This window comes from Microbulbifer agarilyticus (assembly GCF_019800665.1).
GTDB lineage: Bacteria > Pseudomonadota > Gammaproteobacteria > Pseudomonadales > Cellvibrionaceae > Microbulbifer > Microbulbifer agarilyticus_C.
Genome location: NZ_JAHVKO010000006.1, coordinates 234,385 through 248,001 on the forward strand (window position 1 = coordinate 234,385; position 13,617 = coordinate 248,001).

Annotated in this window: 8 protein-coding genes; 7 read left to right on the plus strand and 1 reads right to left on the minus strand. The window is 56.7% G+C overall.

Going from position 1 to position 13,617, the window contains the following annotated elements; genetic code table 11:
• Window positions 1–128: 128 nt before the first annotated feature.
• The 3 genes from clpB (at window position 129) to KUV22_RS15570 (ending at window position 7,182) form a co-directional block, all read left to right on the plus strand.
• On the plus strand, window positions 129–2,735 hold the full coding sequence (gene clpB, locus KUV22_RS15560) for an ATP-dependent chaperone ClpB (protein WP_222232631.1): 2,607 nt from the start codon (window positions 129–131) through the stop codon (window positions 2,733–2,735).
• Window positions 2,736–2,845: 110 nt separating this feature from the next.
• Window positions 2,846–4,039: an efflux RND transporter periplasmic adaptor subunit gene (locus KUV22_RS15565; protein WP_222232633.1), complete on the plus strand. Its 1,194-nt coding sequence runs from the start codon at window positions 2,846–2,848 to the stop codon at window positions 4,037–4,039.
• 29 nt (window positions 4,040–4,068) lie between these two features.
• Window positions 4,069–7,182, plus strand: coding sequence for an efflux RND transporter permease subunit (locus KUV22_RS15570; protein WP_315857565.1), 3,114 nt, complete (start codon window positions 4,069–4,071; stop codon window positions 7,180–7,182).
• A gap of 39 nt (window positions 7,183–7,221) precedes the next feature.
• Here the strand turns inward: KUV22_RS15570 and KUV22_RS15575 are convergent, their stop codons facing one another.
• Window positions 7,222–7,704: a DUF4124 domain-containing protein gene (locus KUV22_RS15575; protein WP_222232635.1), complete on the minus strand. Its 483-nt coding sequence runs from the start codon at window positions 7,702–7,704 to the stop codon at window positions 7,222–7,224.
• A gap of 557 nt (window positions 7,705–8,261) precedes the next feature.
• On the opposite strand from KUV22_RS15575, the gene KUV22_RS15580 reads away from it, so the two are divergent.
• The 4 genes from KUV22_RS15580 to pssA all read left to right on the plus strand — a co-directional run bounded on the left by KUV22_RS15580 (window position 8,262) and on the right by pssA (window position 12,654).
• Entirely contained in the window at window positions 8,262–9,998 is a 1,737-nt protein-coding gene (locus KUV22_RS15580; RefSeq protein WP_222232637.1) for an acetolactate synthase 3 large subunit, read from the plus strand.
• Between the two features lie 15 nt (window positions 9,999–10,013).
• Entirely contained in the window at window positions 10,014–10,505 is a 492-nt protein-coding gene (gene ilvN / locus KUV22_RS15585; RefSeq protein ID WP_222232639.1) for an acetolactate synthase small subunit, read from the plus strand.
• Window positions 10,506–10,583: 78 nt separating this feature from the next.
• A complete protein-coding gene (gene ilvC / locus KUV22_RS15590; RefSeq protein ID WP_077406444.1) occupies window positions 10,584–11,609 on the plus strand; it encodes a ketol-acid reductoisomerase in 1,026 nt (341 codons plus the stop codon).
• Window positions 11,610–11,736: 127 nt separating this feature from the next.
• Window positions 11,737–12,654, plus strand: a complete 918-nt coding sequence (pssA, locus tag KUV22_RS15595; RefSeq protein WP_261319606.1) for a CDP-diacylglycerol--serine O-phosphatidyltransferase — start codon at window positions 11,737–11,739, stop codon at window positions 12,652–12,654.
• Window positions 12,655–13,617: the final 963 nt, after the last annotated feature.

The window sequence follows — 13,617 nt, forward strand, 5'->3', positions numbered from 1 at the left end:
CCGTCAACTTGAAAATCCGCAGTAAGCCCGCAAATTACTGATCAGCACTAGACTGTATTCGTCATTGTGTTTCCGCGCGTCGCACTTTTCTTTTTCGACGCGCCAATGATCAGGAGAGGGGAGTACGCATGCGCATCGACCGGATGACCAACCCGCTGCAGGCGGCGATTGCCGACGCTCAATCGATTGCCGTCGGCCGCGACCACAATCAAATTTATCCCGAACATCTTTTGCAGGCGCTGCTGGATCAGTCCAGCGGCAGTGTCTCCGCATTTTTGAATCAGGCCGGATTTAATATCAACGGCCTGCGCAACGACCTCGCCAAGCGTCTCGACAACTTGCCCACCGTCGCTACCCCGACCGGCGATGTGGGAATGTCGCAAGAGTTAATGCGCCTGTTTAATCTGGCAGATAAGCAAGCCCAGAAAAATGGCGACAGTTTTATCGCCAGTGAAACGGTATTACTGGCGGCCTTCGACCCCGCCGCCGGTGAAGTTTCCAAGATTCTTAACGCCAATGGTGACCTGAAACACCTGCAAGACGCGATTCGTAAAGTGCGCGGCGACGAGAAGGTGGATGACCCGCAGGCGGAAGAGGCCCGCCAGGCTCTGGACAAGTACACCCTGGATATGACCGCGCGTGCCGAGGCCGGCAAGCTCGACCCGGTGATTGGTCGCGACGATGAAATTCGCCGCACCATTCAGGTATTGCAGCGCCGTACCAAAAACAATCCGGTACTGATCGGCGAGCCCGGCGTGGGCAAGACCGCCATCGTTGAAGGTCTCGCCCAGCGCATCGTCAACGGTGAGGTGCCTGAGGGACTGAAAGACAAGCGCCTGCTGTCGCTGGACCTTGGCGCCTTGCTCGCCGGGGCAAAATTCCGCGGCGAATTTGAAGAGCGCTTAAAAGCCGTGCTCAACGAACTCTCCAAGCAGGAAGGGCGCATCATCCTGTTTATCGATGAGCTGCACACCATGGTGGGTGCCGGTAAGGCGGAGGGTGCCATGGACGCGGGCAATATGCTCAAGCCCGCCCTCGCCCGCGGTGAATTGCACTGCGTTGGCGCCACCACTCTCGACGAATATCGCCAGTACATTGAGAAGGATGCGGCGCTGGAACGGCGCTTCCAGAAGGTCCTTGTGGATGAGCCCTCGGAAGAGGATACCATCGCGATTTTGCGCGGCCTGAAAGAGCGCTACGAAGTGCACCACGGTGTGGACATTACCGACTCCGCAATTATCGCCGCCACCAAACTGTCCCAGCGTTACATCACCGATCGCCAGCTACCGGACAAGGCCATCGATTTGATCGACGAAGCCGCCAGCCGCATTCGTATGGAAATCGATTCCAAGCCGGAAGAGATGGACAAGCTCGAGCGCCGCTTGATTCAGCTGAAGATCGAGCGCGAAGCGGTAAAGAAAGACAAGGACGATGAGGCCGCCAAAAAACGCCTGGAGAAACTCGAAGAAGATATCGACCAGATCGAAAAAGAATACGCCGACCTGGAAGAAATCTGGAAGGCGGAGAAGGCTAAGCTCGCCGGCAGTGCCGACGTTAAAAACAAGCTGGAACAAGCCAAGCTGGATATGGATGCCGCCCGTCGTGCCGGCGACCTGACCCGCATGTCCGAAATTCAGTACGGGGTAATCCCGCAGCTGGAGGAGCAACTGAAGCTCGCCTCGGATAGCAGTGATACCAGTGAAAACCAGTTACTGCGCAATCGTGTAACTGACGAGGAAGTCGCCGAGGTAGTATCCCGCTGGACCGGCATTCCGGTATCGAAAATGCTCGAAGGTGAGCGTGAAAAACTTCTCCGCATGGAGGATGTGCTGCACGACCGGGTGATTGGTCAGGACGAAGCCGTCGAAGCGGTATCCAATGCCGTGCGTCGCTCCCGCGCAGGCCTTGCCGATCCCAATCGGCCCAACGGCTCATTTCTGTTCCTTGGCCCCACCGGCGTGGGTAAAACGGAGCTGTGCAAGGCGCTGGCGCAATTCCTGTTCGATACCGAAGACGCCATGGTGCGGGTGGATATGTCGGAGTTTATGGAGAAACACTCTGTTGCCCGTCTGATCGGCGCACCTCCCGGATATGTAGGGTACGAGGAGGGTGGCTACCTCACCGAGGCGGTGCGTCGTAAACCCTACTCGGTACTTCTGCTGGATGAAGTGGAGAAGGCACACCCGGATGTGTTCAATATCCTGCTGCAGGTTCTCGAAGACGGCCGCCTGACCGATGGCCAGGGGCGCACCGTGGACTTCCGCAACACCGTTGTGGTGATGACCTCCAACCTCGGCTCGGATCTGATTCAGAAATACGCCAGCGGCCGCGACGACGATGAAGTCGATTCGGAAATCCAGTATCGGCAGATGAAGGCTGCGGTGATGGCGGTAGTGGGTGAACACTTCCGGCCGGAATTTATCAACCGCATCGATGAGGTCGTGGTGTTCCACCCGCTGGGCCGTGAGGAGGTGCGCGCGATCGCCGAAATTCAGTTACAGAACCTGCGCAAGCGCCTGCTGGATCGGGATCTGAATCTGGAAATCTCCGACGAACTCCTGGGCAAGCTGGCCGATGTGGGCTTCGACCCTGTATACGGTGCGCGCCCACTCAAGCGCGCGATTCAGATGTGGATTGAAAACCCGCTGGCTCAGGATGTGCTGTCCGGCAAGTTTGCACCGGGTGACACCATTCACGCGACCCTCGAAGGAGACAAGGCCGTTTTCAACAAGTGATATTCAGGTGACGCTTAATTGATGCTGGAGTAGGCCCAGGGAAGGGGCACCCGTAATAGGCCGCTGGTGTTAAGGTGGTGGTATTAGGTCGGTGGTAATGGAATGGATGTATGACACTGGCAAGGCAGTTATTTAACTGGCGCATGTTTTGGATGCTGCTGGCCTGCCTTGTGGTGTTCGGCGGTATCTTCGGTTTCAAGTTTTTTGGCCTGTATATGATGAACCAGGCCATGGACAACATGTCGCTGCCCCCTGCCACCGTGACCTCGACCCGTGTACAGCAGCAGCGCTGGCAGGCTCGCCTGAATGCCGTTGGCAGCCTGCGCGCGGTCAATGGTGTCGATGTCACCACGCAGGCGCAGGGCAAGGTAAAGGCAATCTATTTTGAATCCGGCCAACCCGTCGACAAGGGAGCGGTGCTGGTTGAGCTGATTGCGGAGCCGGAAACCGCGCAGATCGAAGTACTGGAAGCGGAGCGCCGCTTGGCAGAGCGGGAATTCAAGCGGATATCCGAGCTGTATAAGAAAGGCGTTGCCACCCTGCGCGAACTGGATGAAGCCCAGTCCAATATCGACCAGATCCTCGCGAGCCTGCTGGTACAACGGGCCACCATCGAAGAGCGCACGATTACCGCCCCATTTTCCGGGCGCCTGGGTATTCGCCGGGTTGACCTGGGGCAAAACGTGGCCCCCGGTGATGCCGTCGTATCCCTGCAGCAGTTGCATCCCATCTTTGTGGATTTCTCTCTCTCGGAACAGGATTTTTCCCGCGTGAAGGAAGGGCAGGGTATTGAACTCAATGCCCCGGCGGTACCCACACAGACCTTTCAGGGGCGTATTACTGCCATCGACCCGGCCATCGACCCGCGCAATCGCACTTTTTTGCTTCAGGCCACGCTGGAAAACCCCGAGGGGCGCTTGCGCCCCGGCATGTTTGCCGATGTTGCGGTAAAGGTGGAAAAATTTCGCAATGTGCTCGTAGTGCCGCGTACCGCAATCAGCTATGCGCCCTACGGGAACTCGGTATTCATCATTCGCAAGCAGCAGGGCAAGCCGCAGCCAAAAGCTCCCCAAAAGCCAATACTCGGGCGGGCCCCGCCACCACAGACGGATCTGGTCGCAATAAAACGGTTTGTCAAAACCGGTGAGGTACGTGGTGACATGATCGAAATTACCGAAGGCATCCAGGCCGGTGAGCAAGTGGCAACCAGCGGTCTGTTGAAATTACGTAATGAGGGTGGGGTGATCATCAACAACGACAACCCGCCGCCGGAGCAATTGGCTCCAAAGCCGGGTAATAGTTAACGCGCAAACGCCGCTGGCAGGGACGCCGAGTGCAGTTTACCGACATCTTTATACGTAAACCGGTTCTGGCCTGCGTGGTCAGCCTGTTTATTTTTCTGCTCGGCCTGCGCTCCACTGCTGAACTCAATGTGCGTCAGTACCCCGAGTTGGAAAATGCGGTTATCACCATCAGCACCGTGTATGTCGGCGCGGATGCAGATCTGGTGCAGGGGTTTATCACCACACCACTGGAGCAGGAGATTGCCACCGCTGATGGGCTGGATTACATCGTCTCTACCAGCATTCAGGGTATCTCGGTAATCCAGGCTTACGTGCGGTTGGATTACGACCCCAATCAGGTCCTCACCCAGGTGGTGGCCAAGGTCAACAAGCTACGCAATGAACTGCCGCTGGAGTCGGAAGATCCCACGGTAGACTTGGCGGTGGGTGAAACCATTGCCGCCATGTACCTGTCCTTTTCCTCTGAAATCCTCGATAACAACCAGATTACCGATTACATCACGCGTGCGGTGCAACCCAAGCTTTCCACCATTGCCGGCGTACAGCGGGCGCAACTGCTGGGCAATCGCACCTTTGCCATGCGGGTCTGGCTTAGGCCGGCGGAAATGGCGGCGCAGGGAGTCACCCCTGGCGACGTCAGCAGTGCCCTGCGCCAGAACAACATCCTGGCCTCCATTGGCAGTACCAAGGGCACACGCGTGGCAATGGATATCCGCGCGGATACGGATATTGCGACGGAACAGGCGTTTCGCCAGCTGGTGGTGCGCGCCGATGGCGATCAGCTGGTACGCCTTGAAGATGTCGCCGATGTGGAGCTGGGATCCGAATCCTATGAAACCTCGGTGACCTTCAATGGGCGTTCAGCCACCTTCGTCGCGGTTGAGGTGGCGCCGGATGCGAATGCGCTGGATGTGATTGCCGATGTGCGTGACGAACTGTACGACGAAGTTTTCCCGCAGCTGCCCGAGGGCATGCTGGGGGAAATCCCCTATGACAGCACCGAGTATATTCAGGATTCAATCAACGAAGTGGTGAAAACCATCGCCGAGGCGGTGCTGATTGTGATCGTGGTGATCTACCTGTTTCTGGGGTCGATTCGCAGTGTGATTATTCCGGCAATCGCGGTGCCGCTGTCGATGGTCGGCGCGCTGTTCTTGATGCTGCTGATGGGATTTTCCATCAATCTGCTGACGTTACTCGCCATGGTGCTCGCCATCGGTATCGTTGTGGATGACGCAATCATCGTACTGGAGAACGTGCACCGGCATATCGAAGAAGGTATGACACCGCTGGATGCGGCCATCAAGGGCGCGCGCGAGCTGGCCTGGCCCATCGTGGCCATGACTACGACGCTGATCGCGGTGTACCTACCCATCGGTTTTCTCGGTGGTCTTACCGGCACCCTGTTTGTGGAGTTCGCGTTTACCCTTGCCGCGGCGGTACTGCTGTCGGGCGTGGTGGCCTTAACCCTGTCACCGATGATGGCGGCGAAGGTACTGCGCGCGGAAGACGGCAAGCGTGGCAATCGCTTCGAGGCCTGGATAGAGCGGCGTCTGGCAGGGTTGGAGTCTGGATACCGCCGCCGTTTGCACCGGGCGCTCGACGAGCGACTGGTCATTCTGGTGTTTGGCGGTGTGGTTCTGTGTAGCTGCTATTTCTTGTTTATCACTTCCCCCAGCGAACTCGAACCGAAGGAGGATCGCGGCTTTATCCTGGGCATCGCCAGCGGCGATGCGTTCGCCACCCTGGATTATATGGAGCAGTTCACGCAGGAAATTAACGGCGTGCGCGACCGGCATCCGGAAGTGGAGAACCTGTTTCTGCTAAATGGTGTGGGTGGCGCGGGAAATAGCCCCAATAGTGCGATTGCTGGTTTCGTGCTGTCATCGTGGAACAAGCGCGACAAGGATACCCAGGAAATGCGCGAGGTTATCCGCGGCGAGGTTTCGCAAATTGCGGGTTTGAAGATTGCCACATTTGTGCCGCCGAGTTTGCCCACTGCAGGTGGGCGCTTGCCGGTGGAGTTTGTGGTGGGTACCACCGAGCCGATATCGACACTGGCCAGTTTTGCCGATGACATCATGCAGCGCGCGCGGGCCAGTCGCCGCTTTATTTTCCTCGACGCGGATTTGAAGATCGACAAGCCGCGCATAGAAGTGGTCATCGACCGCGACAAGGCAGCCTCCATCGGCGTGACCATGGCGGATATTGCACGTGAACTTGGTTCCATGATGTCCGGCGCCTATACCAACCGGTTTGCACTGGAAAACCGCAGCTACAAAGTAATTCCGCAGGTGGTGCGTGTCGAGCGCCTCTCCGCGGATCAGCTTAAGCAGTATTACATTCGCGCCGGTGACGGCAACCTAGTCCCTCTGTCCACGCTGGTGCGGCTGGAAGAAACCGTCGAGCCCCAACAGCTGAAACGTTTCCAGCAGTTAAATGCCGTGACCATATCTGGCGTGCCCCGGCCCGGGGTGCCGCTGGGCGAGGCGTTGGGCGTGCTTGAGAGTGCTGCGCAGGAGGTGTTGCCGCGTGAATACTCCGTGGACTACTCCGGGCAGTCGCGCCAGTACAAGAAAGAGGGCTCCGATCTGGTAGTGACATTCTTCTTTGCCATGATCGTGATTTACCTGGTGCTCGCCGCACAATTTGAATCCTGGCGCGACCCATTGATCATGCTGGTTACCGTTCCCATGAGTGTATGCGGGGCGATGATTTTCGTGAGCCTCGGCCTGACCACCCTGAATATCTATACCCAGGTCGGGCTGGTTACCCTGATCGGGGTGATTTCCAAGCACGGTATCTTGATCGTCGAGTTTGCCAATCAACTGCAGCTGCAGGGAAGAAGTAAACGGCAGGCCATTGAGGAGGCGTCGAGCATCCGGCTGCGCCCGATCCTGATGACCACCGCCTCCCTGGTGCTGGCGATGGTGCCACTGTTACTCGCCGCGGGTCCCGGTGGTGGTGCGCGTTTTGCCATGGGGTTGGTGGTCGCATCCGGCATGACCATCGGCACTCTGTTTACCTTGTTTGTGGTGCCGGCAATGTATTTATTGTTGGGGACGGATTTTGCGCGCGAGCGCCAGAGTGACGATTCGGGGAGTGATGGTGAGCTGGCGGAGAGCGAGGGCCCCGCACATTGAGTGAGCAGGGCCGGGGGATGGAGGTGCTGGTGTTTCGGGTTAGCAGTTGTTGAGCAGAATTTCCCGGGTCTGCTGGATGCGCTGTTGGCGCTCGTCTTCCCCAAGTACGCGGTAATTGCCACTGGCATCCACTTCGCGCACACGCGAGCGGGCCTCTAGCTCTTGCAGGCGTCGCTGCGCACTCTGGCAGCGCTGGGTGCGAGCGGCCATTTCGGCTTGGTCGAGTTGTTCCTGCTGGTCCTGGTCAGCTTGGGCGGTTTCTGCTGGGGCGGTTGCCGGGGTTTCTTCGGGCTTTGCCTCGGTTGTCAGTTGACTGTTGGTCTGCAGAGTCTGCTGTTCATTTTGCCACTGGCGGTAGCGCTCGGATTTGGGTGCTTTGACAACTTCCACCTGGCCCTTCTGCGGCGGCTGTGAGCCAAAGTGCACCACTCCATTTTCGTCTACCCATTTATAGATGCCGTCCGCATGGGCGGCCGCCATCAGGCCCAGAGACAGGGAAAGGGATACAAGCAGAGTGCGCATGAGAAGCCGCCTTGTCGTGTGTTGCTGTGGTTGCAAATCGGTATTGTTATCTGGCCATTGTACCGGGCGAGGGCGGGTATCTCGCAACCCAGTTAACACTTTACCGGTGGCAGCCAGCCTGCAGAGGCCCAATCACGGGCAAATTGGCCGGCGATTGCCCCCTATTTGCCGCTATTTGTCCCACGAGGCCCCGGGCTGGTTGACACTGGCGGTTCAAACTGGACAATTTGCGCCTCGCTCGGCGAAGTAGATGTCCCCGCAACACCCCGCGGTCCGCACTCTCCCCCAGTGGGTTAAGCACCCACTACCTCCTGCCGAGGAGGTCCTCCCCACCTGGAGGCCTTGGAACACGCAATCCGGTTCGATGACCGGTCGGGTTCCGCGCAAAAATAGCGCTGCCGTGAAGCTATCCTAAAAAACGGGCTATTTCTGCGTTTAAGGCTGATATTTATCACGCTTTTCCTTTAGAATCGCCGTCTGGCTTTCGCACGCCTGGCGTTTCTTTCGCTCGTGGATGATGCGGATCCTAAAATTTAGCTTTTTTTGAGGTGGCTCACGTGGAATTACTCTCCGGCGGCGATATGTTGGTTCGCGCGCTGCAGGATGAAGGGGTAGACCTGATTTTCGGTTACCCCGGCGGTTCAGCGCTGCATATATACGATGCAATCTTCCGGCAGAAGAGCATCAAGCATGTGCTAGTGCGTCATGAGCAGGGTGCCACGCACGCTGCAGACGGCTACGCCCGTGCTACCGGTAACACCGGTGTGGTGCTGGTGACGTCTGGTCCCGGTGCTACCAATGCCATTACCGGCATTGCCACCGCCTATATGGATTCCATTCCTATGGTGGTAATTTCTGGTCAGGTGCCTTCCGAAAAGATCGGTGAGGATGCTTTCCAGGAAACCGATATGGTGGGCTGCTCCCGCCCGATCGTGAAGCACAGCTTCCTGGTGAAAAAAGCCGAAGATATTCCCGAGGTGGTCAAGAAGGCGTTCTATATCGCTGCGACCGGCCGTCCCGGTCCCGTAGTCATCGATATTCCAAAGGATGTCACCAACCCGGTAGACCGCTATCCGTACCAGTATCCGGAAAAGCTGCGTATGCGTTCCTATACCCCGGCGGGTAAAGGCCACGCTGGCCAGATTCGCAAGGCTGTAGCGCTGCTGCTGTCTGCCAAGCGTCCGGTAATTTACGCCGGTGGCGGCGTGATTCAGGGCGATGGCTCTGAGCTGTTGACCGAATTGGCGCAGCGCCTGAATTTTCCGGTAACCAATACCCTGATGGGCCTTGGTGCTTACCCCGGTACCGATAAACGCTTCCTGGGCATGCTGGGTATGCACGGTACCTTTGAGGCGAATACGGCCATGCACCATGCCGATGTGATTTTGGCAGTGGGTGCACGCTTTGATGACCGGGTAACCAACACTCCTAACAAATTCTGCCCCGGGGCGAAGGTAATCCACATCGATGTAGACCCCGCGTCTATTTCCAAAACCATAACCGCAGATGTGCCGATCGTTGGCACAGTGCAGTCGGTGCTGGGTGAAATGCTGGAAATGCTGAAGTCCTCGAAAGAGATGCCCGATCAGTCTGCAATTGTTGACTGGTGGCGTCAGATCGATGACTGGCGCGAGCGTCACGGCCTGTACACCGCGCCGCGCTACCGCACCGATGGCGACATGATCATGCCGCAAGAGGTAATCAGTGCGGTGCATAAGATTACCGGTGGTGATGCATTCGTGACATCTGATGTGGGTCAACACCAGATGTTCGCCGCGCAGTACTATCTGTTTGATAAGCCGCGCCGCTGGATCAACTCCGGTGGCCTCGGCACCATGGGCTTTGGCCTGCCGGCGGCACTGGGGGTGAAAATGGCTCACCCGGATTCAGAAGTTGTCTGTGTGACCGGTGAAGGCAGTATCCAGATGTGTATTCAGGAACTGTCCACGGCCACCCAGTACAACTTGCCGGTAAAAATTCTGTGTCTGAATAACCAGGCCCTGGGCATGGTGAAGCAGTGGCAGGAAATGCAGTACGAGGGGCGCCTTTCCAACAGTGTTTATGAAGAGTCCCTGCCGGACTTTATCGCACTGGCGGAAGCCTACGGGCACCTTGGAATGAAGATCGAGCATCGCGACGAGCTGCACGGCAAGCTGGCCGAAGCCTTCGCGATCAAAGATCGCACCGTGTTTATCGATGTTTATGTCGATCCGACTGAACACGTATACCCAATGCAGGTGATGCCGAGTGGCTCCATGCGGGATATGTGGCTGAGCAAGACGGAACGGACATAAAGGGAGATAAACAGGATGCGCAGAATCATTTCAGTTCTGATGGAGAACGAGCCCGGGGCATTGTCGCGGGTGGTTGGCCTGTTTTCCCAACGTGGCTACAACATTGAAAGTCTTACGGTAGCGCCAACCGAAGATGCGACGCTGTCGCGTCTGACGCTGACGACGATCGGGGACGATCATAAGATCGAACAGATCACCAAGAATCTGAACAAGCTGATCGATGTCGTGAAGCTGGTGGACCTCACCGAGGGTTCGCACATTGAGCGCGAACTACTGCTGGTGAAGGTGCGCGCGACCGGTGCACAGCGCGATGAAGTTAAGCGCAGTGTGGATATTTTCCGCGGTCAGATTGTCGACGTCACCAGCAACATGTACACGGTGCAGGTGTCAGGCACCAGTGAAAAGCTCGACGCTTTCTTACAGGCCCTGGGCGAGCACACCATTATGGAAACGGTACGTTCCGGGGTGAGCGGTATTGCCCGCGGTGAGAAAATTCTCAGTATTTGAGTGTCAAACAACCAAACAGGAATTTCTGGGCTTTGAGTCCAGAGTGAACTTCAAAGCACATTAAGCAGGAAGTAAGTTATGCACGTTTATTACGATAAAGATTGTGACCTCTCTTTGATCAAGTCTAAGACTGTAGCCATCATCGGCTACGGCTCCCAGGGTCACGCCCACGCCAACAACCTGAAAGATTCCGGCGTTAGCAATGTTGTTGTTGGTCTGCGCAAAGGCTCCGCTTCCTGGGCCAAAGCAGAAAAAGCCGGCCTGCGTGTAGCGGAAGTAGCTGACGCGGTGAAAGATGCCGACGTGGTAATGATTCTGACTCCGGACGAGTACCAGGCTGCGGTATACCGCGAGCAGGTAGCGCCGAACCTGAAGGCTGGTGCTGCACTGGCTTTTGCACACGGCTTCAACGTGCACTTCGAGCTGATCGAGCCGCCGAAGGATGTTGACGTAATCATGATCGCACCGAAAGGCCCGGGCCACACCGTGCGCTCTACTTACCTGGAAGGTGGCGGTGTACCGACTCTGATCGCGGTTTACCAGAACGCTTCCGGTGGCGCGAAAGAGCTGGCGCTGTCTTACGCGTCTGCAAACGGCGGCGGTCGTTCCGGTATCATCGAGACTAACTTCCGCGAAGAAACTGAAACCGACCTGTTCGGTGAGCAGGCGGTGCTGTGTGGTGGTGTTTCCGCACTGGTACAGGCTGGTTTCGAAACCCTGACCGAAGCGGGTTACGCGCCGGAAATGGCGTACTTCGAGTGTCTGCACGAACTGAAGCTGATTGTTGACCTGATGTATCAGGGCGGCATCGCGGATATGCGCTACTCTATCTCCAACACCGCAGAGTACGGCGACTACGTAACCGGTCCGCGCATCGTAACTGAAGAGACCAAGGCTGAGATGAAGCGCGTGCTGAGCGACATCCAGACGGGTAAATTCGCCAAAGACTTCATGCTGGAATCTCTCGCTGGCCAGCCTCGCCTGAAAGCGGAGCGCCGTATCGGTGGCGAGCACCAGATCGAAGAGGTTGGTGCCAAGCTGCGTGCGATGATGCCTTGGATCAAGGCAAACAAGATCATCGACAAGACCGAAGGCAATAGCTAATTCCGTTGAATTAGCAGCGTTCGATCACAAAGCGGTGGGGCTCGATGGCCTCACCGCTTTTTTTTTGCCGCTGCGCCACTGTACACTGCGAGGGTAATTAGTCAGTCGTGCTTTTAAGGAAGCCTGTATGAGCGATAACAAGGACGCCCGGCCGCAGGGCCCGGGATCCGATGAAGAAATCCGCTTGCCTGTGGATGAGCATGTGGAAGAAGAGGTTTGGGAGAATGGTAAAAAGGTCCGCGCGAAAGGCGTGTACCTGCTGCCGAACCTGATCACCACCGGTGCACTGTTTAGTGGCTTCTATGCCATCGTTGCCGGTATGGGCGGCAAGTTCGAAGCGGCCGCCATCGCCATTTTTGCGGCGATGATCCTCGACGGTCTCGATGGGCGGGTTGCACGTCTCACCGACACTCAGAGTGCGTTTGGAGTGCAGTACGATTCCCTGTCGGACATGGTTTCCTTCGGCCTTGCACCGGCGCTGGTAGTCTTCAGCTGGGGGCTTGCACCGCTGGGTAAGCTCGGGTGGGCTGCTGCATTTCTGTATGCGGCTTGTGCTGCGTTGCGGCTTGCCCGCTTCAATACCCAGGTCGATACCGTTGATAAAGGTGTGTTTATTGGCCTCGCCAGTCCTACGGCGGCCGCCATCGTTGCCAGTATGGTGTGGGCGGGGCACGAGACGGATGTGGGCACCGGCTTGGCCATTGTCGCTGCGCTGGTCACTGCGGCCGCTGGCTTGTTGATGGTTTCGAACTTTCACTACACCAGCTTTAAAAAGCTCGATTTCAAGGGGCGTGTACCCTTTGTGATGATGCTGGCAATCATTCTGGTCTTCAGCCTGGTCACCATTGATCCACCGCGTGTGCTGTTGGTGATCGCGATTATCTATACCTTCTCTGGTCCCGCCATATGGGGTTGGAAGTTTGTTGCCGAGCGCCGCAGCGCACATGCCGCGGCTGCGCAAATGCTGGATGATGAAGGTGGTGCGGCTGAGGGGGATAGCAAGCCCAAGGCTGATGGTGGGCATGACCCAGAGTCCAAGCCTTAGTCGGTTTTCTCGCAAATGAGGCGCGACCAACCTGTGGTCGCCGCCTCTTTCGCGCCGCTCCCGCCGCTGTCTGGCCACCGTGGAATGGCCGCAAAATCCCCCTTCGCCATTTGGCATTACCCCCACCTCACACTAAGCTCAAAAGATACCTTGCACGAAAGTGCACAAAAGTGGCGGGCTACGGTGGTAGGTCGCGATTTCTGTCAGCTCTAATTCCTGAGATTTTGTGACTGACCCATGGGTTTTGGCGCGTGAAAACTTTTTTCACAAAAGTGCTTGCGTGCCAATGTGTGCAGCCGTATAGTTCGCGCCCTCGCTGCCAGGGCGGCAACGCAAGCGGCGGCGAGAAGGTAAGTTAACCTTTTGATTTTCAACGAGTTTTTCTCGCAAAAATGAATTTCAAAAAGCGCTTGCCAAGGTCGAAACGGTCGCTATAATGCGCGCCACTTCAGCGGAGTCGCCACGGTTTAACCGGTGCTTTTGTTGAGGGTTCGACGGGGCTCCAGGCAGTCCCCCAGCACTGAAAATCAGGTCATTTATTTGCCGGTTTCCAGTGCTGAAAAAAGCTCTAAAAAAGAGCTTGCCAAACGAGATTGGCGCCATATAATGCGCGTCCTTCTCGGGGTCACCGAGAGGTTGATCGAAGCACTGGAAAGCGTTGATTTATAACGGTTTCGGGGCTTCAAAAAAGTCTGCGAAAAGCCTTGCTTCAGCGGATCGGATGTGTAGAATACGCGTCCCACAGTGATGGCCCAGCGCTGCACTGAGTTGTTTAAAAATTCGATCAAGCAATATGTGTGGGTGCTTGCGGAGCGACGGATCGATACAGATGGTTTCGGCCATCAAAAGATTTATCGGAAGCAAGTAACTCATGTCAATGAATTACGTTCAGCCAATTTGATTGGTTGAGTCAGCATTCCGAGCAAGACTTAAGTCTGTTGGGAACCAAATTCCGGTTCCGTG

Excerpts from the sequence above, each read along its gene's own strand:
- clpB (WP_222232631.1), top strand. The coding sequence starts at position 129 with ATGCGCATCGACCGGATGACCAACCCGCTGCAGGCGGCGATTGCCGAC.
- KUV22_RS15565 (WP_222232633.1), top strand. The coding sequence starts at position 2,846 with ATGACACTGGCAAGGCAGTTATTTAACTGGCGCATGTTTTGGATGCTG.
- KUV22_RS15575 (WP_222232635.1), bottom strand. The coding sequence starts at position 7,704 with ATGCGCACTCTGCTTGTATCCCTTTCCCTGTCTCTGGGCCTGATGGCG.
- ilvN (WP_222232639.1), top strand. The coding sequence starts at position 10,014 with ATGCGCAGAATCATTTCAGTTCTGATGGAGAACGAGCCCGGGGCATTG.
- ilvC (WP_077406444.1), top strand. The coding sequence starts at position 10,584 with ATGCACGTTTATTACGATAAAGATTGTGACCTCTCTTTGATCAAGTCT.
- pssA (WP_261319606.1), top strand. The coding sequence starts at position 11,737 with ATGAGCGATAACAAGGACGCCCGGCCGCAGGGCCCGGGATCCGATGAA.